The organism is Clostridium sp. DFI.5.61 (assembly GCF_024462915.1).
GTDB classification, from domain to species: Bacteria; Bacillota; Clostridia; order Oscillospirales; family Oscillospiraceae; genus Lawsonibacter; species Lawsonibacter asaccharolyticus.
Window position 1 is genome coordinate 129,219 of sequence record NZ_JANGBZ010000001.1, and the last position, 17,846, is coordinate 147,064.

The following is a 17,846-nucleotide window of genomic DNA, read 5'->3' on the forward strand; positions in this document are numbered from 1 at the left end:
TTCATGTACTTTAGCGCATTAAAGTGGGGGGGGGGTACTCCCTAAGAACTGACCCCCATGCGGAGGTGACTCCGCATGGCTAAGGCACAATATATTGGCGTTGGCGGGATCGCACGCAAGGACAGCGGTGAGTATGTCGGTGTGAGCGGCATCGCGCGCAAGGTAAAGAGCGGATATATTGGAGTCAGCGGTGTGGCGAGGCAATTCTTTCTGGGGAAATTCACTTGGAAGAAATATACGGTTCGATACGAAAACACTTCAACTGTAGAAACGTATAAGACCATTCCACTCGTTGAATCAGATAAATGGGATTTTTACCTATCAATGAACAGGCCAAACGTATGGTATGGAAGTGAAGCCAGTTATGGTAGGTGGAGAGGTTACAACGAGACTGGATATTGTGATGATACAGTTTGCATGTGCGTAAGCGCATCAGCAATGTCATCAAACCGCAATAGTCGTTATGCAAACACCCGCTATGGATATAATTACACGTCAACAACATATTGTGTTTTTGTTCCAGGGGTAATTGATACGAAAGTTACGCGCACAATAGACACTGATACTGGAACTTATAGAAATCGAGTTGATTTGACTTGTGAAGAGCTGATGCAAGGAACACTGCATATGAGGCCAGGGGAAACAACCAGCTACTCAGAGAATGGAATGTTTACGTCCTGCGCAATACTTGGCCCTACAGCTGTTGATATCAGGCGGTTAAAGCCGGTGGGCAGTATCAATCAATATGTTTCCGATGTCACATCTGAGAACGAAAACGCTTATCCCGAAAACGGCATCCACACTGATGGATATTGGTATGTCAAACAATAAATTTTGTGAGGAGGAAAACACATGAACATTAAACTTTCCAACGGCACGGTCCTTTCTCCCATCCTTGCAACAGGCGAGACCCGCTATGTACAGGGAGCAAACCGGGACACGTTGAACTTTATCTTCCCCGCCACTGAGGGTATGGAGGCGCTGGACGCCGCTTTCTCGGCGGAGAATTGCGAGAGCATCACAGTCCTGGAAGCCGTAGAGGTCCTAGACGGAACTACCACGGAACAGAGCTACCTCCACAAGGGCTATACGATCCGGGCCGGCCTGAAAAAGGAGGCCGTCGAGGTCACGCCTGCGACCGAGGAGGCGGAGGCCGTCTATGAGGACAGGATCACCGTCTCCATGAGCCAGCGCACTTATACCGAGAGCCAGCTGGCGAGCCTGACCGACACGGTGGACGTGCTGGTCATGGATGCGCTAATGCAGTGATCGGGTCAAACACAACTTTAAGGGGGATACTTATGCACTTTAACGCGTTAAAGCGGGGGGGTCTCCTCCTAAATTCTAACATTTTCTATACGGGGGTGACCCCGCATGGCTAAGGCACAATATATTGGCGTTGGCGGGATCGCACGCAAGGACAGCGGTGAGTATGTCGGTGTGAGCGGCATCGCGCGCAAGGTAAAGAGCGGATATGTCGGAGTCAGCGGTGTGGCGAGGCAGTTCTTTCCAGGAATCACCACTTGGAGCCGATATACCATCGTCAATGCCAGCACGATCACGAGGAACATACTTCACACATATACCTATGTCGGAACATACAGCCTAAATGCATCAGGTAGCTGGTATCTTGCAACAGCTGGTAGTGGGGTAAACCTAGTTGTCACAGATGACGGAAAGGTTAAGTCCATAAATTCTAGCGGCACCGGTGGATTTAATTTTCGGACAGTAAACGAACACATTGATACCCTCATAAATGATAATGAGGATAGCGTTAATGTTGGATATGCCCGATATTTTTATCTCGGACCGCAAAGTGGGTTCAGCTATATAAGCCACACTGATAGTGATAGTGGATATTGGGAGTATGTAATGGACCCACAATATGTGTACTACAGTGGAAGTAGTTTGTATGGTGCGTCTATTTGTTTCCGAGATCCAAGTAATCCGAAGAATGGTCTTTCCTCTGGATATACTCACCACACATTTTCTCGATTCAGATTAGGCACAACAGATGCCGCCACTGATAGCCTGTATAAGCTCTTGGTAAATGTGAAGTTTGACCGGGGGGACTATGTTGACCAAGTGACCAGTGAGAATCCCAACGCATATCCGACAAACGGAAAGCATACCGACGGCTACTGGTACGTCAAGCAATAAAATTTAAGGAGGAATCCACTATGTTTGAAACCATCAAAAGATTGTACTCCAAATCCGGTGACTCGGTTATCGTCTCCAACGCGGTCAAGAAGGGGTGGATTACTGCCGAGCAGTATGAAGAAATCACCGGCGATAAACACACGGGAAACTGAGTTCCTTATGAAAATCAAAGGCAGGGCGGATGCCCCAGAACCGAAGTAAAAAGCCGGGAGAACGGTTGGGGCATAAGAAGTCCCCTGCACGTGGTACAGGGGACGGGCAAGAGACGGTCAATCCTGAGTGAGTAGAGACACGTATTTTTGTTTCTCTTCTGAAGTCATGGCCTTGATTGTGTTATCGACTTTTGATAAGGCGAAGGAAAGAGATACCCACAATAAGCAGTTTAACAAGAGGCCTGGAAAAGGCGGGGGCTGGCTGATGCAGCCCCCGCCAATTTCATGGTATTAGCCCCGCAGGAAGTGGGAACCAAATTCTTGCCTTGGCAAAGGCCGCAGGCAGATTGGAAGTGTTGTTTTGACGGGACTGAATGAGTTTGAGAAATTGTTCGGCAACATTACTGTGCTGAACGTGATTGAACTGGTGCTTGCGGCGGTCTTTTTGCTGTTCGTTTACAAGAGAGTCAAAGACTATCTGGTAAAGCGGTATGAGGCAAATAAAGCCAAGGACCAGCAACTGAAAGAAGCTTTGGAAGTGGTAAGCAACTACCCCAATTACCGCAAACAGAGTTTGAAGATACAGAAAGAGCTGAACGATAAAATCGCTGAGCTCGGAGGGAGGCTTGAGGAAATCGAGGAGGAGCGTCGCCGGAGCGAAAGAAATAAGCTCCGAGACATGATTATCCAAAGCCACCGGTACTACACCGATAAAGAAAGGAACCCTAGACAGGTGTGGAACCGCATGGAAGCTGATGCTTTCTGGGAGATCATCCGCGACTATGAAGGCTACAACGGCGACGGATATGTTCACACGAAAATTATCCCCGAGATGGAGGCGCTGACCATCATTGAGATGGACGACCTTGACCGGCTCGGGCCCCCTGTTATGATTCACGGGCAGTACCCGATAAAGGAGAGCTGAAATGGGAAACAGCATCATTCTGGCTTCTATCGGGGCTTTCCTCGGAGGAGCAGTAAGCCTCTATGCGTTGCTGTCGCTTGCGGAAGTAATCCACAGAAAGAGGGACGAACGAAGAAAGACAAATGCAAGAAACCGCAAATCCGAAGCCTCCGAGGCGAGGAAGACTGCCGGAAATGGCAAGCCTCACATTGGGAAGATGGACCTCATTCTGGTCATCATGGGAATAACTCTGCTGCTGTTTACGCAGAAGATGATCCAGCTCTTTGAAATGTACCAAGCCGTTCCCGATACGCTGATTACGATGGTGTTCGGCGTGTGCGGCGGTGAGTGCGGCGTAATGGGGTGGATCAAGACCACAAAAGAGCGGCAGACAGATCGTAGGTGGCAGATTGAGGATGAAAAAAGGATGGAGGAAGCTGCGAACCTTGCGGAAACTTCTGAGCGGAACGACCCATAAAGGGGGAGTTTTATGGGCCTCATTGGCAAGGCAAACGCAGAGAAGATTTGGAACTACCCCAAGGCTGCTGGACTATCCGACTGCGGAGAGGCAGGGCGCATGGGCAACCTGAAGGCTGAGAGCGGCCTGAACCCTATAAACCTCCAAAACAGCTACGAAAAAAGCTTGGCTACCCCAATCAGTCGGCGACCTGGAAGTCCAGCTTGACTTGCTAATGAAAGAGCTGTCTACCAGCTACAAGGCCGTTCTGACCACGCTGAGATCTGCAACGACCGTGAAGGCCGCATCCAACGCCGTCCTGCTCCAGTTTGAGCGGTCGGCCAACCAGAGTGCAGCAGTGCAGGACAAGCGGGCCGGGTACGGACAGACTTACTACGAAAAATATGCGGCGAAAACCGCCGAGAAGGAGGAATCGACAGTGGCAACCAAGATTACGACCGCTGCCCAGCTCGCAGAGCGATGCCTGGACGTGGCCCAGAACTATAAGACTCTGTATGTTATGGGCTGTTTTGGCGCCCCCCTGACGGCAGCCAATAAGAAGCGGTACACCCAGAACCACAGCTACAACAAGCAGGCCGCTCGGACGAAGATGATTAACGCCGCCAGCGCCGATACTTTCGGTTTTGACTGCGTGTGTCTTATCAAGGGCCTGCTGTGGGGGTGGTGCGGCGATAAGTCCAAGACCTACGGCGGCACCAGCTATGCGAGCAACGGCGTCCCGGACCTCGGGGCCGACACGATGATTACCAAGTGCAAGGATGTGTCCACCACGGGCTGGGCCAACATGGAGGTAGGCGAAGCCCTGTGGGTGAAGGGCCACATCGGCGTCTACATCGGCAATGGCCTCGCCGTTGAGTGTACTCCGGCCTGGAAGAACCAGGTGCAGGTGACCGCCGTGGGGAATATCGGCGCCAAGTCTGGCTACAATACCCGGACCTGGACCAAGCACGGCAAGCTGCCCTATGTGACCTACACCGGAGAGAGCATCAGCACCCCGTCTGCCGGGAGCAGCACCACCACGAAACCCACCACTGGCGCCACTACGGCCGTCGGGGACCTAAAGGTGGGCGATATCGTGGAGTTCACCGGCGACACCCACTACACCAACAGCAACGCCGCCACCGGTGTCAAGTGCAAGCCGGGCACGGCAAAGGTCACCAGCATTGCAAAGGGCGCAAATCACCCGTACCATCTCATCAAGGAGGCGGGCGGTGGCTCCACAGTATATGGGTGGGTCGATGCCGCTGACATCGCCGCATCCGGTGGAGAAGAGGTCTACACCGTAGTTGCCGGTGACACGCTCTGGGGGATTGCCCAGAAGAAGCTCGGCAGCGGCGCCCGGTGGCAGGAGATCTCGAAGCTGAACAGCCTGACCTCTTCGACCATTGTGGTCGGCCAGAAGCTGAAGATTCCGAGCTGATATGGAAGGGATCGCAATAGGAGTTTTGGGGCTGGCATCCGCTGTGGCGGGGCTGGCCTTTGTCGTTTACTGGATCGTTTGCCTTGCCAGATAGGACGGGGAGAAGCACTGTGATGAAACGCAGTGCTCGTCCTGCCCGTTCCACTGTGAAAAGCACGAGGTCCACTGATTTTGAAGAAAGAGGTGTACTATGTCTGAATTCCTAGCCCAGCTACTCCAGGCCGTCATCATTGCGGCCATCACGGTCTGCGCCTCGTTCCTGATTCGCTTTCTGAATCAGAAATCCGGTCAGATTGCGGCAGAGACCGACAGTGTTGAGCTGAAGAACCTGCTGGAGCAGGTGACCGATGCCGTAACTACGGCAGTTACTTACACCAGCCAGACCTTCGTTGATGCCCTGAAGAAAGACGGCTTATTTGATGCGGACGCCCAGAAAGAGGCCCTGCAAAAATCGCTTGATAAGGCCGTGTCTCTTCTGTCCGAAACTGCACAGAGCACCCTTGAAGAGATCTATGGCAATCTGAATGACTACCTGACAAGCAAAATCGAGGCCGAGGTGCGGAGCCAGAAAATTACGCTGACAGCGGTTACCGGCTCTGCTGCCGCCGATTCCCCAGAGACTGTGGTAGTCGAAAGCAGAACCGGCGTTGACCCCGCCTACGCCATCCAGATCAGCGAGCTTATGGGAATGAGCGCCGCCGAGCTGAAGAAAAAGGCGGAGGAGTGCGGCGCCAATATTGATGGCCTGACCCAGAAGAAGGACATCGCCCAGGCAATCATCACGACCATCCTGAGCAAAGCGTAAACGGGTCTGCCTCCGCCCGATACGCCCGTCATGCAGGGGTTGGCGCCCCCTCGCCAGCCCAGAAAACTGAATGACGGTATATATGCCCCCTATCCAGGCGTTGCCCTGGGTAGGGGGAATTTTTATTTTCCAGCTACTTGCAAACCTGGGCGGGATGCTATAAAATCTAAGCACAGGATCTGCTCCTGAAGGGATAGGAATCCGAGAAGCGCATATATTGTATGCGAGGAGGTGCGGAAAGTGCAGGACGAAGACTTCAAGTGGTTTATCGAAAACTACGATGAGTTGTTCAAAAAGTATGGGTGTTGCTACCTCGCCATAAAGGACAAGGCAGTATTGGGGGCATATGATAGCCCCAAAGATGCCATCTCGGAGGTCTCAAAGGAACATCCCGTCGGGAGTTTCATTGTCCAGCTGTGTAATGGCGATGAATCTGGATACACCAACTATTTTGCGAATTCGCAGGTTATCGCCCCGTAGGCTTACGGCGCAGCAAATACGAAAGAGAGAGGGTAGGATATGGACCCTTGTCATGCATTTTCGACGAGATCGGATGGGCTGCTGATGCAGCTGCACAACGAAGTTTGCATCTCGGCAAACGGACAAAAGGTTACGGTCCGTGCTCTTTGGGATACTGGAGCTACAATGAGTGCCATCTCCCATAGCGTTGCGGAGGACCTGAAACTCGTACCGATTGGGAAGCAAATAGTAGCAACTCCGACGGGCAGTAAAGAAGTAGACACCTTTTGTGTGGACACGATGCTCCCAAACAATGTGAATTTTGAAGGGATCATCGTGATTGACTCTGAAATCGGCTCACAGACCGCCGGAGGAGAGCCGATAGGGATGTTGGTCGGTATGGACATCATCGGCCGGGGTGATTTTGCCGTCACGAATCACAACGGGAGGACGATCTTTACATACCGCTGCCCTTCGGTGGGCTCCATTGACTTTGTCAATCAGCTTGTGATGAAAAACAAAATTGGGACTCCGCATGGAAAAGGAAACGGAAAGCGGAAGGCCAAAAAAAGATAAGACTCCAAAACACCCCCACTTAGCCGAACGGCTGAGTGGGGGTGTTTTCGCATTTCGTCGAGAAATTCAGTTGTGATGCGCCTGATATCAGATAAATTCGCCTCTCAGCTCCAGCTCCATCTGCTGGATCAGGAGACCAGCCTCCAGCAGTCCGAAAGGCTTTTCATCAGAGTCCGGCGACTGCCTGAAGTGCGTAACTGCATCCTGAAGGATTCTAAGGACCAGTTTGCGGTCGTCGTCCGTGGCCTGATTCGCTTCAAACTTGGCAGCCAGAGCCATGAACTCTCCCTCGCTTTCAAGTGCGAACAGGGAGAAAGCGGCTGCGGAGCCTCTGAGGAAGTGACATAAGAGTTTATAATCCGCTTTTTCTGGTTTTTTCTTGAACATATTCATCACCTGCCCCGTATCATACAGGAATGGCTCTGTATTGTCAATAAAAAAGCACCCACTTTCATGGGTGCTTTGCCCTGCAATATTTTTTGGCTCCGGCGGTTAAGCAGGGAGCTCTCATTAAATACGGAAATCGCATGAAGCAGGGCTGAAACAGATTTTAGCATACCAAAATGCCAGAGTCAAGCATCTCTGTCTTTGGGAACAACACCGCAGGGAAAATCAATATACATAATGCCCAATTCTCAAAGTCTGCATTTTACAAAATGTTCTCACGGGCTTTTTAGAAACTCCAGATATACTTATACCTTCGAGCGTAAAACCCGCCAAAACTGATTCTAAGGGCTTCTACGAGCATAATCACCTAAACCGTTTATAAGTAAAAATTTTTCTAAAAATAAAGAAAATTATCTTGACTTTGCCAGTTGGTAATGTATAGTTAAGTTACGGTAATTAAATACCATAACCGAAAGGAAGAGCGATATGAAAAGATCAGAAGTAACGGTCGAGAAACTGAAAGCTCTCGGATATGTGGCGAAAAAGAACTTCGTGAATTCCTGGAGATTTCATAGCGAAGAAACTGACCTGAACGAACGTCAGGCGGAGGAACTTTTTGAACTGACCGTGAAAATTGTGAGATCTGGCCAGAGTTGCGAGATCCGCCGGAACAACTTCAGGCACACCGTAGAGGTGACCGTGAGAGTAGCTGACCGGGATAACCTGGATGGCGGCCCCCAGATTTTCTACTACCTGTCGAGGCCGATGACCGAAGCTGAAATCTTTGAGGCCAATCAGTTCACTGGGAGTTGGGAGGAAAAGTAATGAACACTGCGAAGATGAGTGCATTTGCCCTCCGGGCCATCATGGGAGAGGCTTTCGACGGTGACGCCTATGAGCGTGGCCGCCAGGATGCCAGAAAGTTTTTCAAGGAGCACCCGGAGGAGCGGGAGTCCAAGATCGAGGAAGTGAAGCAGAGGCTCGAAAGCGGCGTGTACCGGCACAACCCCGGTCCGTCCTACTGGATCGGCTGCCTCTGCGAAGCTGATTTTACTTGGTGAAGGGGGATACGAAGATGAATGTGTCAGTAAAGATACGTTCCGACATTGGATTCTACATTGGAGACATCTGCTATGTCCTTGATGACCGGCTCTATCATGGAGTCTGGGGAGACCAGCATGGATTTGTAGACGGCACATTTAAGGACCCAGACACGGGACTTGAGGTGGCCGTCGCAGGAACAGCATACGGAGACGGTCGCTACCTCGGAAGCGATGGGGCCGAGTTCCCCGTCGATGCGGGTGTGATCGGTTTGGTTCCCCTGGAGTTGGTATCCAGAGAGAAGGAGCCGCAGGGCGGCCGGCTCGGCGAAATCTTCAAGATGCCCGGAGAGGCGGAGTTCATCGCCGAAAATGGGCTGTTCACCGTGAGCCTGCCTGACGGGCGCATGGTCGAAATCAACACCGATTACGAATATGATGAGGAAGGCTATGAGGATGAAGAGTAAGCCCTATAAACTGGACGGGAAGCTGTTCCGCTACGATTTCGACCATAGTGTGGTCGAGTACATATTCAAGGCCGAAGCCGAAGACATTGCACTTGAAAAGGAGTGGGAGAAAACCCACAATTCCCGCATCTATGAGATTGACACCGATGGATACATGGTCATGGATACTGCTGGGCTACACAAGGACAACTGGAGCAACAAGGCCGCCCGGGACGAATACCTTGCTGCCTGGAGCGTGGATCTGGACGCTGAGGCGGCGGAAATGGAAGCTAACTTCGTTAAATACGAACTTCCATATCTGCTTTGAGGGAGGGAAGAACCGTATGAATCCTGAATTCATGGCTGACCTGGTTATCAACCTGGCGATCCTGTGCGTGTTTCTAGTGATACTGGGGGCCGGCTGCTTGATTGCCGATTTCGTATTTCCGCACATCCCATTTCTCCAGAAATGGCTTGAAAGCCTGCCTGAGTATGAGGATGATGCGGAGATCGCCCACCTATACGAAGAGGAGCGCCGGGAGCGGTGGGCACGGTGCCGAGCAAGACGAAAGGGGAAAACGAGATGAAAGCCAGACAGTATTTTGAGAAGCACCGGCAAGAGATGACCTGCGGTGACGAGAAAAGAGTGCAGGCAGCCATCAATCAGTTCGTTTTGGAGTTGAACGATGAGTCCAAGAATATGCTCAAGGCCAGAAATGTCAATACGGACCGGGCGGCAGTGTCTGTTCTGCGGGAGCTGAATGATAAGTACAATGCGGTTGTCGGCCTGTTCGAGAAGCATTATGGGGCGTCGCCGCTGATACGAGATGGATACCTGAATCTCTGGAAAAACAGAATGCCGACAATACAGCAATATCTCCGGCAGGACAGGAGATTTTAATTTGCCCGGAAATTACCAATCGGCAACAAAAGATAATCTTTAGGAAAATGGAGGTGCTGAAATGACCGAAAGGGTAGAAAAGATCGAGGTCGAGAAGCGGATATTCGTCGCTGATGACGGGACGGAGTTTCAAACGGCGCAGGATTGCAGGCAATATGAGCAGGACTGCGCTGAAAGGAACTCCAAGTTTATTGTGGCAAAGCTGCCGCACTTCACCTACTCTCCGCAATGGATTGACCCGGATTTCGCGTGGGAGTGGTACTTTGTATCGAGCGACGTGGAACTGGCCGCTGTCCGGGAGGCCGTCTTCAATGCGGATGCCAGCGCCCATGAGTACACTCCGCCGGCATACCCACGCTGGATTGCCTGTTCTGTTGACGACGACGGATATGGAAGTATCGAGGGAACGATAGGGCAGGTCCTTGATGGCTTGGACGAACTCAAGAAAGGCATTGTCGATTTGGCAATGGAGAACGGAGGAGCCTTCCATTGAAAATTCTTTCCTGTGGCGCCGGGATGCAGTCATCGGCCCTGCATCTGATGAGCTGCTGCGGGACAAGAACCCGAAGCCACCCATGGACAGCGACCTGTTCATCAGCCGGTGCCGGAAGCGGCTCATGGACCTGACCGACGAGGACTGTAACGATGCTGAGTGCTTTGAATACTGTGGGAAGCAAATCTGGAACGGATTTTGATCTGAGAGGAGAATTCGATGAATGTCCAGGATTTAATTTACTCTGCGAAGTGCTGCGACCTGAAAGACTGCAACGATTGCCCGAGCAGAAACAGGACTGCTTGTAGGGAGAGGACCATGCAGGGTCTTACCTGCGAAGTTGAACGGCTCCAAAGGATGGTCGTAAAGCAAAGCGTTGAAATGGCCGACGCCCTGCGAGACCTGTTCACTGTATGTGAAACGCCGGACCCCGCCATCCGGCTCAAAAAATCAGAGAAGTGGCGCCACTGGATGATGAATGAAGGGAAGGGTAGAAAATGAGCCAGTTTATCCGTGAAATCGAACCTGGGGTGGAGCTGTTCCGGGATGCCGTGACCGGGATCGCCTGGGCCGAAGACCATAGGACCGGTCTCGGCGTCAGCGTACACCCGAACATCGACGAGAGCGGCAGCGTCGAAGGGATGATTGCCAGAGGCTGGTGGAGGCGTAGCGACCGCATTGCAAGGAGCCACGGCTGGATTTACAACATTGACCGGTTTGCCTGCAACGATGAGGACACGGTCGAGGCCATCGTGGCTGAAGAGTGTATGTGTCCGGCCTGCATTGAGCGCCGAGCGGCACAGGGGGAGCGGAAGCGGTATGTATGCCCCGTCTGCCACAACACCGAGCACCTGCCCGGGGCGAGATTCTGCATGATCTGCGGGGAACCGTTCCCGTTATCAAAACAAGGAAAGGCGTGACCGAAAATGGAAAGTCCGTTTGTAAATGACCCGTTTGCGATGGTGTGGCAGGCATTTAAGAACCTGTACCCAGGTAAGGACTGCGAGGTACAGTGGCAACCGGGGATTGAGGATGATGAGCTGTCTGAGCAGGGCTACGGCTTCACTGAATTCTGTGAGGACGGCTCCATCCTTGTAGCGGTAGATGCCAACCTCCGGGTATCAAATGCCGTGGAGGTCCTAGCGCACGAACTGGCCCATGTGGTCGTCGGTATCGAGAGCGAGCATGGTGCTGCCTGGGAGGCAGCTTTTGACGCTATCTTCCGGGAGTATGGCCGTATCGCAGAAGAAATGTTCGGAAAGCAGGAGGGAGCAGAATGAGGTACACGCCCATCAACAGCGCCGAGGAGGCTGTAAGCCGGATCGCTGGCCTTGGCTATGACCATTTCGTGATCTGCGCCGATGAGACAAGCTGGCAGCGGGAGCAGGGGGAGCCCACCATCCAGGTCGAGCACGATGCCGACCGAGCCGTTGACGTATTCCTTGACGGCTGCTGGATGAACCCGTGCGTGGAGCTTCGGGGCGTAGACTTCAACGGGAACGAAGAAGCCCTCTGTATCGGCGGCACAGATGAAGATTTGAACGAGGAAGGGGAGTTTATCGAATGGCCGGAATTGGAGTAGACCTAAAAGCTATCGTCCTGAAGGCATCAAAGGCGGGCGCCGAGCTCACCATGAGTTTCGAGGAACGACAAGTGATGACTTTGAGGGCGAGGAGAGGAGATTTCATCATCTGCGTAAAACTGATGCCCTGGGAGATCGACCCAGATGTCTGGCGCCAGGGAAATCAGTTCGAGCGCATCGTGGAAGATTTGATTTACCGCCTGGACGAGGCGGAACAGAAAATGATTGATACAGGAGGCACAGAAAAATGAAAGATCAGTTTATCGAGATTTTCAATGACCACATCAAGCGCCCCGGGGCAGATGCGCTTCTGGCCTGGCTGGAGAAGTCCGACTTCTTTACGGCACCGGCCTCGACCCGCTTCCATCTTTCGGAGCCGGGCGGCTTGGTGAAGCACAGCGTCCACGTCTATGAGCGGCTGCGGGAGCTTTACAGTAACGAGCTCGCCAGGGACACCGACGGGCCCGTCATCCTGTCCGACGAGGACGAGGAGAAGATTGCCATTTGCGGTCTGCTCCACGACATCTGTAAAGTCGGATGCTACAAGCAGGAGCCGAAGAACCAGAAGACCTACGATCCCGAAAAGGTGAAGAAGGCCCAGAAGTGGCAGGTCAAGCACGATGACCTCGGCGATTTCATCTGGGAGACTGTCATGGTCTACAAGTTTGACGAGGACTTCGTTTACGGTCATGGCGAAAAGAGCGTCTACATCGCCTCTGCCTATATGAAGCTGACCAGGGAGGAGGCTGTGGCCATTCGTTTCCACATGGCGGCATGGCAAGACGGGGAGAAGCAGAATGCAGGCAAGGCTTTTGAGCGGTACAGCCTCGCCGTCATGCTTCATATCGCCGATCTCCAGGCCACCTATCTCGATGAGGCGGACCAGAATGGGAAGAACGGATGAGTGGGTCGCCATCAGCGGATACCGGTGGCCGTATCGCATAAACCGGAAGGGATGCGTCCAGAAGCAGCTTGAGGACGGGAGTTGGTACACCCTGAAGCCCTACATCGGAGGCGGACGCTCCAGGGCCATGGTGAAGATGCGAAGCACGGACAACCGCAAAATCGAGGTGCCTCTTGTCTGGCTCATGGCCGATGCCTTTATGGGCGGCCGGCGGCCCGGATACGGGATCGTACATCGAAATGGAGCCAAGCTCGACTGCGAACTGGAAAACCTGAAGTTCCTGCCATTAAAGGCGTGCGGGCGCATCTCATGCAGATCCAGGCGGCGGGCGGTGGAGAAGGTTGATCGAAACGGGCAGGTGGTAGCGATCTACGCTTCGGCCAGGGAGGCGGCTCAGAAGAACTTTATCAGCCAGAACTCAATCTGGGCCAGATGCAACGGAAGAGTGAAAGACCCGTTCTGTCTGGATGACCATGACTACCGATACGAGCAAAGGAGATAGGCGTATGAAAATCAAATTGAAGCCATTGAACAGGGGAGACAAAAAATGTCACCACAGCGATGATTTGACGGATGCGGTAGCCCTGAAGCGGATGTTCCCCCGAGCTACTATTATTCAGAGAGGATGCAAAGGCAACCTCATCATCGGAGACAAGGATAGTAAAGTGATTGTGGTCCTCCCGTCGGACACCAAGGCTTTTCCGACCGTCCTGTACGGGCAGACGACAATGATTGATGACATCATTGCTACTGTCCGCTTGGAGGTTAAAAGAAATGAGTGAGTACAAGCCCTACATCGACGAGAATGGGCGCCTCTACCTGTTCTCGCTCTGTGATGGGACCCCGATATTCCTCCAGCAGCTTATAGTCTCTCTTGAACGGCTGGGCTGCAAGGACATCAGGCGCAGCCAAAAGATATTGACGGAGGGGATGCCCGAAGGGAAGCCGTGGATGAACTGCCTGTATGAAGCAAGTGGGCAGCTCCCATACTCGCTCTGGCCTGGGGCACAGGTTGTCGAGTTGCCGGGCGGAAAGTATGGGTTGGTTGGCCCTGACATTGTGATTCGGAAGACCGACAGGGAGAACCGGTATCATGATAGCCCGTGCCGAAGATGGCTTGACGAAACCTTCTTGGGGAGACTGACCACCGGCGTCAAAAAGAAGTTATGGAAGGAGGAGAGTGCCGATGAAGACAATCACGATTCGGCAACCGTGGGCCAGCCTGATTGTCTCCTTGGATCAGAATGGAAGGCCGCTCAAGAGCGTGGAAACTCGAAGTTGGAAGACGGGCTACCGGGGGCCCCTGGCGATTCACGCCGGTAAGTTCCGCCCCGATATGTTCTTTATGGGCATGGACGGAAAGAAGATGGATATATTCGCCGAAGCTGGCCTGCACGGCGACAACGACATCCTGAACCTACCGTATGGGGCGGTTGTCGGAAAGGTAACGCTGGTGAACTGCCTGCCCTTGGAGGAACTGGAAGGCTATGCACTGGATACGCCCCGGGAAAGGGCGTTTGGCAACTGGTCCCCGGGGCGATATGGATGGATTCTCTCTAACCCGCTACTGTTTGAAAAGCCTATACCCGCCAGAGGGAAGCAGGGCATTTGGGATTGGGAGCCAGAAGAAATATGAAAGCCGGTGCCAATGCGCCGAGGAAATGGAGGTTAGATATGAAAGACATCATTTCAATGAATGAGGTTGACACCCAGCGGGAGAACGACGGGTACGGAGAGCTGCTTGCCGGCATCCGCCAGGAGTTCGACAAGAGCACAAAGGACGGGAGTGCCCCGCTCTTTACCACGAACGCCGGGGACCTGTACGGCCTGCTGCTGGATGGCATCCCGGAGGAGGCCCGCCAGCACTACAACTGCAATGCCTGCCGGCATTTCGTCAACCGGTATGGTGGGCTGGTCAAAATTGACGAGAAGACCGGAAAGCAGACGCCGGTGATGTGGCCTGAAAAGGCCCCGGCCTTCTTCTCCGAGGCCGTGAAAAAGATCCGGCGGAAGGTGAGTGCCGCTACGGTCACCGGCGTATTCATCACTTCTGAAAGGCAGCTCGGAACACCGATGACTGGAAGCTGGGAACACATGGCCGTCAAGGTCCCGGAGCCCATGGTACACCGCAAGCGGCTGAAGAACGCATTTCAGGAGGCCGCCGAGAAGGCTGAGGACTATGGGCTCCTGGCCTCTGCAATCGGGAAGTACCGCACCGAAACCGTGGAGACCGCCGTGAACCTGCTGCGATCCGAGGCGTTGTACCGGAGCGAGAATGTGCTGGGCATGGCTGAGTGGTTCTTGGAAGTGCTCCAGTTGGTGAAGGAGAAGCGGGCCACCCGGAACATCATCTGGTACAAGGCGGCCACGGCACCGGTCGGCTTCTGCCATATCTCCTCCAACGTAATCGGGACCCTGCTGGATGACATAGCAGCCGGATATGACTTCAACACCGTAAGCCGAAAGTTCGCCGAGAAGATGAATCCGCTCCAGTACCAGCGGCCGCAGGCCGCCCCTTCTGCCGGGAATGTGGCCCAGGCGGAGAGGATCGTCGAAAAGCTAGGTATTGCCAACTCTCTGAAGCGGCGCTATGCCCGCTTGGATGAGATCCAGACGATTTGGAGACCGATTCCGGTCAAGAAGGCGGGAGGGGTATCCGCTGGCGTATTCGCCCGGGTAGCCACCAAGGAGCAGCAGCGGGAGAGTCCGAACGCAATGAGCGGGCCGACCGTGACCATCACCTGGGAGAAGTTCCGGCGGACGGTTCTGGGCTCTGCCAGAAAGATCGAGTTCTATGTGCCCGGGAAGGAGGAATGCTACACGGCAATCTTGACCGCCGAGGACCAGGAGGCGCCTCCTATCATCCTGTGGGATACGGAGGAGAACCGGAACCCCTTCTCTTGGTATGTGTACTCTGGCGGCTCAACCCCGTCCAGATGGAACCTGTTGCGTGGCTATGTGGAGGTCACCGGAGTCACTTTGCAGCCGAACCTCTGGCAGCCTGGATATGAGCACAGAGGCGCAAGCGTCATCTTCATCCTGAATGGTGCAAAGGACCGGGACCGTAGGAGTACCGGCCTCGCCCTGTTCCCGGAGGTGTTGAAGTCGGAGCTGCATGAGGTGCGGTCCACCATCGAGGCGTACTCCAAAAGTGAAAAGCTCGGCGGTGCAGATGAGGCATCCGCCTGCGGCGTCCGGCTCCAGAAGGGGCTAAACTGGAACGCCCAGTTCCGGGTGACTACGGACATCGGCACCACCATCTACAAGCTAGACCGCTGGGATTGAGGGAGGTATCAGAGATGGACTACAAGCCTACTGTTGTATTTGATTTCGACGGCGTCATCCACAGCTACACGTCCGGCTGGAAAGGTACAGCAGAGATCCCCGACCCGCCGGTCCCCGGAATTGGGGAAGCAATTACAAAACTCCGCCAACTCGGGTATAGGGTAGTGGTCGTATCGACCCGGTGCTCAACCGCCGAAGGAATGGGGGCTGTCCGACGTTTTCTCCGGGACAACGGGATCATTGTTGATGACGTGATGATGGAGAAGCCTCCGGCGATCTGCTACATCGACGACCGAGCCATCCGATTTGATGGACACCCTGAAAAGCTGGTGGATCAGATTACGAATTTTCATAGCTGGCTGGAGGGTCCGACCAGAAACGACGAACCGGTGAAGGGGCTGCGTCCATGTAAAGCGGTTGTCTACGAGAAGGGAGAAGCGGTGGACGTAGTCGGCAGATACCACTGCTGGGGCAATAACTATGAGGAATTTGACGGCGGCCCCGGGGTCTTCACCACCGCCATTATCGAACTGGAGGATGGCAGGATCGTAAGCTGCCCGGCAGAAACCGTGCAGTTTCTGGATAGGGAGGCACCGGGAACATGAGACATGAGCTTTGGGGCCTTCGGAAGATTGATACGAAGGAGCCGGTCTACACCTATTGGGCTTCCAGCAATCGGCACCGGGCCTTGTTTGCCCGCCGGGACGAAGCGGAGAGAGCCTGTCTGAATCCCAGGAATGGGGACATGGAGCCGTTCAGAATCACCGGCTCTGATGTAGGAGAGCCGGAGCGGCACGGCCGCTGGGAGATTCATTTTGAGCATTGGGCACCGTACCAGCGGTGCAGCGTATGCGGGTTTGAAATCCCGCTCACCTCAAGCGAGGAAGAGGCAGAAGCCAGCCTATATAAGCATTGCCCTGAGTGTACCGCAAGAATGGACAAGGAGAAGGCGCTATGAAATACGGCACCACAAAGAAGAAAATCGCCCATATTATTGTGGAAGGTAGCGGGAACGGCTTGGGCGGATACTGGTCCACTTTCTGCGGGAAGTGGATTTCGCCCACCGGTATTTCTGAGGAAGTACCGGGCAATGCCCGGCTCTGCACCCAATGCCAAAAGAAAATTGAGAAAGCGGGTAGTTTAAGTGAAAAAGTCTGACATCAAGATCGGGCATACCTACTCCAACGGAAAGGGGCGGCTCCGAAAGGTCGTTGACATCGGGCCGCAGTACAAGCTCTACGATGGGCAGGGGTGTGATGAGAACATGAGGTACGAGATCGTCCGAGACGGAAACAAGAAGAACAGAACCGCCGGAGAGCAGCACAACATGTCCCTGGCCTCTTTTGCCTCCTGGTGCAAGGAGGAGGTTGAGTGAGGTGCCCATAAAGAATTACACCACAAAGGTCCCGGCGGTTCAGACTGTGGGAGAGATCCAGGGGATTCTGGCAGCCCATGGCGCCAGGAAGGTGATGATGGATTATGGAGATGACGGCAAGGTACTTGCCGTCACCTTCGCCCTTGACTGCTGCGGTATGTTACGAGGCTTCCGACTGGAGGCAAAGCCCGATGGCGTGTTGTCTGTAATGGCAAAGGAACGGACAAAGTGCGACCCAGCGCAGGCAGAGCGCATTGCCTGGAGAAACGTCAAAGACTGGATTGCGGCGCAAATCGCTCTGGTGGAGACCGAGCAGGCCACTATGGACGAGCTGTTCTTGCCGAAGCTGGTTGATTGGAACGAGCGGACGTTATATGAGGCGTTCCAGGGCGGCCAACTTCAACTCGGGCCAGGAAGCGATTACTGACGCCGCTGGTAAAGATGGAGGAGGCCGTTACCTCCTTTACCATAATAGGCCG

35 protein-coding genes are annotated in these 17,846 nt (G+C 53.7%); 34 read left to right on the top strand and 1 reads right to left on the bottom strand.

Annotated features, from left to right (window positions below):
- The first annotated feature begins 75 nt into the window (after positions 1–75).
- From NE584_RS00775 to NE584_RS00825, 11 genes are all read left to right on the top strand, one after another.
- Entirely contained in the window at positions 76–831 is a 756-nt protein-coding gene (locus NE584_RS00775; RefSeq protein WP_256181350.1) for a hypothetical protein, read from the top strand.
- Between the two features lie 21 nt (positions 832–852).
- Positions 853–1,269, top strand: a complete 417-nt coding sequence (locus NE584_RS00780) for a hypothetical protein (RefSeq protein ID WP_256181351.1) — start codon at positions 853–855, stop codon at positions 1,267–1,269.
- A 105-nt stretch (positions 1,270–1,374) separates the two neighbouring features.
- Positions 1,375–2,160, top strand: a complete 786-nt coding sequence (locus NE584_RS00785) for a hypothetical protein (protein WP_256181352.1) — start codon at positions 1,375–1,377, stop codon at positions 2,158–2,160.
- A gap of 20 nt (positions 2,161–2,180) precedes the next feature.
- Positions 2,181–2,312, top strand: coding sequence for an XkdX family protein (locus NE584_RS00790; protein WP_256181353.1), 132 nt, complete (start codon positions 2,181–2,183; stop codon positions 2,310–2,312).
- A 361-nt stretch (positions 2,313–2,673) separates the two neighbouring features.
- Entirely contained in the window at positions 2,674–3,237 is a 564-nt protein-coding gene (locus NE584_RS00795; protein ID WP_256181354.1) for a hypothetical protein, read from the top strand.
- 1 nt (position 3,238) lies between these two features.
- A complete protein-coding gene (locus tag NE584_RS00800) occupies positions 3,239–3,694 on the top strand; it encodes a hypothetical protein (protein ID WP_256181355.1) in 456 nt (151 codons plus the stop codon).
- Positions 3,695–3,706: 12 nt separating this feature from the next.
- Positions 3,707–3,901: a phage tail tip lysozyme gene (locus tag NE584_RS00805; protein WP_256181356.1), complete on the top strand. Its 195-nt coding sequence runs from the start codon at positions 3,707–3,709 to the stop codon at positions 3,899–3,901.
- A 7-nt stretch (positions 3,902–3,908) separates the two neighbouring features.
- Positions 3,909–5,114, top strand: coding sequence for a LysM peptidoglycan-binding domain-containing protein (locus NE584_RS00810; RefSeq protein ID WP_256181511.1), 1,206 nt, complete (start codon positions 3,909–3,911; stop codon positions 5,112–5,114).
- 190 nt (positions 5,115–5,304) lie between these two features.
- Positions 5,305–5,919 carry a hypothetical protein gene (locus NE584_RS00815; RefSeq protein ID WP_256181357.1) on the top strand — a complete coding sequence of 205 codons (615 nt, stop codon included), beginning with the start codon at positions 5,305–5,307 and terminating at the stop codon, positions 5,917–5,919.
- Between the two features lie 240 nt (positions 5,920–6,159).
- Positions 6,160–6,399 carry a hypothetical protein gene (locus tag NE584_RS00820; RefSeq protein ID WP_256181358.1) on the top strand — a complete coding sequence of 80 codons (240 nt, stop codon included), beginning with the start codon at positions 6,160–6,162 and terminating at the stop codon, positions 6,397–6,399.
- Positions 6,400–6,483: 84 nt separating this feature from the next.
- Positions 6,484–6,954, top strand: a complete 471-nt coding sequence (locus tag NE584_RS00825; protein WP_256181359.1) for a retropepsin-like aspartic protease — start codon at positions 6,484–6,486, stop codon at positions 6,952–6,954.
- Positions 6,955–7,041: 87 nt separating this feature from the next.
- Here NE584_RS00825 and NE584_RS00830 read toward each other — a convergent pair whose 3' ends face one another.
- Positions 7,042–7,341 (bottom strand): hypothetical protein, encoded by a 300-nt coding sequence (locus tag NE584_RS00830; protein WP_256181361.1) that lies wholly within the window; start codon positions 7,339–7,341, stop codon positions 7,042–7,044.
- 486 nt (positions 7,342–7,827) lie between these two features.
- On the opposite strand from NE584_RS00830, the gene NE584_RS00835 reads away from it, so the two are divergent.
- From NE584_RS00835 to NE584_RS00945, 23 genes are all read left to right on the top strand, one after another.
- Entirely contained in the window at positions 7,828–8,166 is a 339-nt protein-coding gene (locus tag NE584_RS00835; RefSeq protein WP_256181362.1) for a hypothetical protein, read from the top strand.
- Positions 8,166–8,402: a flagellar biosynthesis anti-sigma factor FlgM gene (locus NE584_RS00840; protein ID WP_256181363.1), complete on the top strand. Its 237-nt coding sequence runs from the start codon at positions 8,166–8,168 to the stop codon at positions 8,400–8,402. The genes NE584_RS00835 and NE584_RS00840 overlap by 1 nt, the downstream gene beginning before the upstream one ends.
- A 14-nt stretch (positions 8,403–8,416) precedes the next feature.
- Positions 8,417–8,848 carry a hypothetical protein gene (locus NE584_RS00845; RefSeq protein ID WP_256181364.1) on the top strand — a complete coding sequence of 144 codons (432 nt, stop codon included), beginning with the start codon at positions 8,417–8,419 and terminating at the stop codon, positions 8,846–8,848.
- Positions 8,838–9,155, top strand: coding sequence for a hypothetical protein (locus NE584_RS00850; protein WP_256181365.1), 318 nt, complete (start codon positions 8,838–8,840; stop codon positions 9,153–9,155). Before NE584_RS00845 ends, NE584_RS00850 begins: the two co-directional genes overlap by 11 nt.
- 16 nt (positions 9,156–9,171) lie before the next feature.
- Complete coding sequence (locus NE584_RS00855; RefSeq protein WP_256181366.1) at positions 9,172–9,414, top strand: hypothetical protein; 243 nt, start codon at positions 9,172–9,174, stop codon at positions 9,412–9,414.
- A complete protein-coding gene (locus tag NE584_RS00860) occupies positions 9,411–9,728 on the top strand; it encodes a hypothetical protein (RefSeq protein ID WP_256181367.1) in 318 nt (105 codons plus the stop codon). The genes NE584_RS00855 and NE584_RS00860 overlap by 4 nt, the downstream gene beginning before the upstream one ends.
- A 61-nt stretch (positions 9,729–9,789) precedes the next feature.
- The gene (locus NE584_RS00865) at positions 9,790–10,221 is read left to right on the top strand and encodes a hypothetical protein (RefSeq protein ID WP_256181368.1); all 432 of its coding nucleotides are present in this window, start codon (positions 9,790–9,792) and stop codon (positions 10,219–10,221) included.
- Entirely contained in the window at positions 10,181–10,423 is a 243-nt protein-coding gene (locus NE584_RS00870; protein WP_256181369.1) for a hypothetical protein, read from the top strand. The genes NE584_RS00865 and NE584_RS00870 overlap by 41 nt, the downstream gene beginning before the upstream one ends.
- A 17-nt stretch (positions 10,424–10,440) precedes the next feature.
- A complete protein-coding gene (locus NE584_RS00875) occupies positions 10,441–10,722 on the top strand; it encodes a hypothetical protein (protein ID WP_256181370.1) in 282 nt (93 codons plus the stop codon).
- Positions 10,719–11,141 (top strand): hypothetical protein, encoded by a 423-nt coding sequence (locus NE584_RS00880; protein ID WP_256181371.1) that lies wholly within the window; start codon positions 10,719–10,721, stop codon positions 11,139–11,141. The genes NE584_RS00875 and NE584_RS00880 overlap by 4 nt, the downstream gene beginning before the upstream one ends.
- A gap of 6 nt (positions 11,142–11,147) precedes the next feature.
- Positions 11,148–11,501, top strand: a complete 354-nt coding sequence (locus NE584_RS00885; RefSeq protein ID WP_256181372.1) for a hypothetical protein — start codon at positions 11,148–11,150, stop codon at positions 11,499–11,501.
- The gene (locus NE584_RS00890; RefSeq protein WP_256181374.1) at positions 11,498–11,803 is read left to right on the top strand and encodes a hypothetical protein; all 306 of its coding nucleotides are present in this window, start codon (positions 11,498–11,500) and stop codon (positions 11,801–11,803) included. The genes NE584_RS00885 and NE584_RS00890 overlap by 4 nt, the downstream gene beginning before the upstream one ends.
- Complete coding sequence (locus NE584_RS00895) at positions 11,785–12,054, top strand: hypothetical protein (protein WP_256181375.1); 270 nt, start codon at positions 11,785–11,787, stop codon at positions 12,052–12,054. Before NE584_RS00890 ends, NE584_RS00895 begins: the two co-directional genes overlap by 19 nt.
- On the top strand, positions 12,051–12,707 hold the full coding sequence (locus NE584_RS00900; protein WP_256181376.1) for an HD domain-containing protein: 657 nt from the start codon (positions 12,051–12,053) through the stop codon (positions 12,705–12,707). Before NE584_RS00895 ends, NE584_RS00900 begins: the two co-directional genes overlap by 4 nt.
- Positions 12,691–13,209, top strand: a complete 519-nt coding sequence (locus NE584_RS00905) for a hypothetical protein (protein ID WP_256181378.1) — start codon at positions 12,691–12,693, stop codon at positions 13,207–13,209. Before NE584_RS00900 ends, NE584_RS00905 begins: the two co-directional genes overlap by 17 nt.
- Positions 13,210–13,213: 4 nt before the next feature.
- Positions 13,214–13,489: a hypothetical protein gene (locus NE584_RS00910; protein WP_256181379.1), complete on the top strand. Its 276-nt coding sequence runs from the start codon at positions 13,214–13,216 to the stop codon at positions 13,487–13,489.
- A 404-nt stretch (positions 13,490–13,893) separates the two neighbouring features.
- Positions 13,894–14,343, top strand: a complete 450-nt coding sequence (locus NE584_RS00915) for an ASCH domain-containing protein (RefSeq protein WP_256181380.1) — start codon at positions 13,894–13,896, stop codon at positions 14,341–14,343.
- Positions 14,344–14,381: 38 nt separating this feature from the next.
- Positions 14,382–15,992, top strand: a complete 1,611-nt coding sequence (locus NE584_RS00920; RefSeq protein WP_256181381.1) for a hypothetical protein — start codon at positions 14,382–14,384, stop codon at positions 15,990–15,992.
- 14 nt (positions 15,993–16,006) lie between these two features.
- Positions 16,007–16,597 carry a hypothetical protein gene (locus tag NE584_RS00925; protein ID WP_256181382.1) on the top strand — a complete coding sequence of 197 codons (591 nt, stop codon included), beginning with the start codon at positions 16,007–16,009 and terminating at the stop codon, positions 16,595–16,597.
- A complete protein-coding gene (locus NE584_RS00930; RefSeq protein WP_256181383.1) occupies positions 16,594–16,950 on the top strand; it encodes a hypothetical protein in 357 nt (118 codons plus the stop codon). Before NE584_RS00925 ends, NE584_RS00930 begins: the two co-directional genes overlap by 4 nt.
- Positions 16,947–17,150 carry a hypothetical protein gene (locus NE584_RS00935; protein ID WP_256181384.1) on the top strand — a complete coding sequence of 68 codons (204 nt, stop codon included), beginning with the start codon at positions 16,947–16,949 and terminating at the stop codon, positions 17,148–17,150. Before NE584_RS00930 ends, NE584_RS00935 begins: the two co-directional genes overlap by 4 nt.
- Positions 17,137–17,367 (top strand): hypothetical protein, encoded by a 231-nt coding sequence (locus tag NE584_RS00940; RefSeq protein ID WP_256181385.1) that lies wholly within the window; start codon positions 17,137–17,139, stop codon positions 17,365–17,367. Before NE584_RS00935 ends, NE584_RS00940 begins: the two co-directional genes overlap by 14 nt.
- Position 17,368: 1 nt before the next feature.
- Positions 17,369–17,794, top strand: a complete 426-nt coding sequence (locus NE584_RS00945; RefSeq protein ID WP_256181386.1) for a hypothetical protein — start codon at positions 17,369–17,371, stop codon at positions 17,792–17,794.
- Positions 17,795–17,846 lie beyond the last annotated feature (52 nt).

Bases quoted from the DNA above. Each gene is read 5' to 3' on its own strand.
- NE584_RS00895 (WP_256181375.1), top strand. From the start codon at position 11,785: ATGGCCGGAATTGGAGTAGACCTAAAAGCTATCGTCCTGAAGGCATCA.
- NE584_RS00785 (WP_256181352.1), top strand. From the start codon at position 1,375: ATGGCTAAGGCACAATATATTGGCGTTGGCGGGATCGCACGCAAGGAC.
- NE584_RS00875 (WP_256181370.1), top strand. From the start codon at position 10,441: ATGAATGTCCAGGATTTAATTTACTCTGCGAAGTGCTGCGACCTGAAA.
- NE584_RS00905 (WP_256181378.1), top strand. From the start codon at position 12,691: ATGGGAAGAACGGATGAGTGGGTCGCCATCAGCGGATACCGGTGGCCG.
- NE584_RS00935 (WP_256181384.1), top strand. From the start codon at position 16,947: ATGAAATACGGCACCACAAAGAAGAAAATCGCCCATATTATTGTGGAA.
- NE584_RS00780 (WP_256181351.1), top strand. From the start codon at position 853: ATGAACATTAAACTTTCCAACGGCACGGTCCTTTCTCCCATCCTTGCA.
- NE584_RS00815 (WP_256181357.1), top strand. From the start codon at position 5,305: ATGTCTGAATTCCTAGCCCAGCTACTCCAGGCCGTCATCATTGCGGCC.
- NE584_RS00855 (WP_256181366.1), top strand. From the start codon at position 9,172: ATGAATCCTGAATTCATGGCTGACCTGGTTATCAACCTGGCGATCCTG.
- NE584_RS00800 (WP_256181355.1), top strand. From the start codon at position 3,239: ATGGGAAACAGCATCATTCTGGCTTCTATCGGGGCTTTCCTCGGAGGA.
- NE584_RS00850 (WP_256181365.1), top strand. From the start codon at position 8,838: ATGAAGAGTAAGCCCTATAAACTGGACGGGAAGCTGTTCCGCTACGAT.
- NE584_RS00910 (WP_256181379.1), top strand. From the start codon at position 13,214: ATGAAAATCAAATTGAAGCCATTGAACAGGGGAGACAAAAAATGTCAC.
- NE584_RS00835 (WP_256181362.1), top strand. From the start codon at position 7,828: ATGAAAAGATCAGAAGTAACGGTCGAGAAACTGAAAGCTCTCGGATAT.
- NE584_RS00865 (WP_256181368.1), top strand. From the start codon at position 9,790: ATGACCGAAAGGGTAGAAAAGATCGAGGTCGAGAAGCGGATATTCGTC.
- NE584_RS00885 (WP_256181372.1), top strand. From the start codon at position 11,148: ATGGAAAGTCCGTTTGTAAATGACCCGTTTGCGATGGTGTGGCAGGCA.
- NE584_RS00810 (WP_256181511.1), top strand. From the start codon at position 3,909: ATGAAAGAGCTGTCTACCAGCTACAAGGCCGTTCTGACCACGCTGAGA.
- NE584_RS00915 (WP_256181380.1), top strand. From the start codon at position 13,894: ATGAAGACAATCACGATTCGGCAACCGTGGGCCAGCCTGATTGTCTCC.
- NE584_RS00900 (WP_256181376.1), top strand. From the start codon at position 12,051: ATGAAAGATCAGTTTATCGAGATTTTCAATGACCACATCAAGCGCCCC.
- NE584_RS00845 (WP_256181364.1), top strand. From the start codon at position 8,417: ATGAATGTGTCAGTAAAGATACGTTCCGACATTGGATTCTACATTGGA.
- NE584_RS00840 (WP_256181363.1), top strand. From the start codon at position 8,166: ATGAACACTGCGAAGATGAGTGCATTTGCCCTCCGGGCCATCATGGGA.
- NE584_RS00880 (WP_256181371.1), top strand. From the start codon at position 10,719: ATGAGCCAGTTTATCCGTGAAATCGAACCTGGGGTGGAGCTGTTCCGG.
- NE584_RS00860 (WP_256181367.1), top strand. From the start codon at position 9,411: ATGAAAGCCAGACAGTATTTTGAGAAGCACCGGCAAGAGATGACCTGC.
- NE584_RS00930 (WP_256181383.1), top strand. From the start codon at position 16,594: ATGAGACATGAGCTTTGGGGCCTTCGGAAGATTGATACGAAGGAGCCG.
- NE584_RS00790 (WP_256181353.1), top strand. From the start codon at position 2,181: ATGTTTGAAACCATCAAAAGATTGTACTCCAAATCCGGTGACTCGGTT.
- NE584_RS00890 (WP_256181374.1), top strand. From the start codon at position 11,498: ATGAGGTACACGCCCATCAACAGCGCCGAGGAGGCTGTAAGCCGGATC.
- NE584_RS00805 (WP_256181356.1), top strand. From the start codon at position 3,707: ATGGGCCTCATTGGCAAGGCAAACGCAGAGAAGATTTGGAACTACCCC.
- NE584_RS00920 (WP_256181381.1), top strand. From the start codon at position 14,382: ATGAAAGACATCATTTCAATGAATGAGGTTGACACCCAGCGGGAGAAC.
- NE584_RS00925 (WP_256181382.1), top strand. From the start codon at position 16,007: ATGGACTACAAGCCTACTGTTGTATTTGATTTCGACGGCGTCATCCAC.
- NE584_RS00830 (WP_256181361.1), bottom strand. From the start codon at position 7,341: ATGTTCAAGAAAAAACCAGAAAAAGCGGATTATAAACTCTTATGTCAC.
- NE584_RS00825 (WP_256181359.1), top strand. From the start codon at position 6,484: ATGCAGCTGCACAACGAAGTTTGCATCTCGGCAAACGGACAAAAGGTT.
- NE584_RS00775 (WP_256181350.1), top strand. From the start codon at position 76: ATGGCTAAGGCACAATATATTGGCGTTGGCGGGATCGCACGCAAGGAC.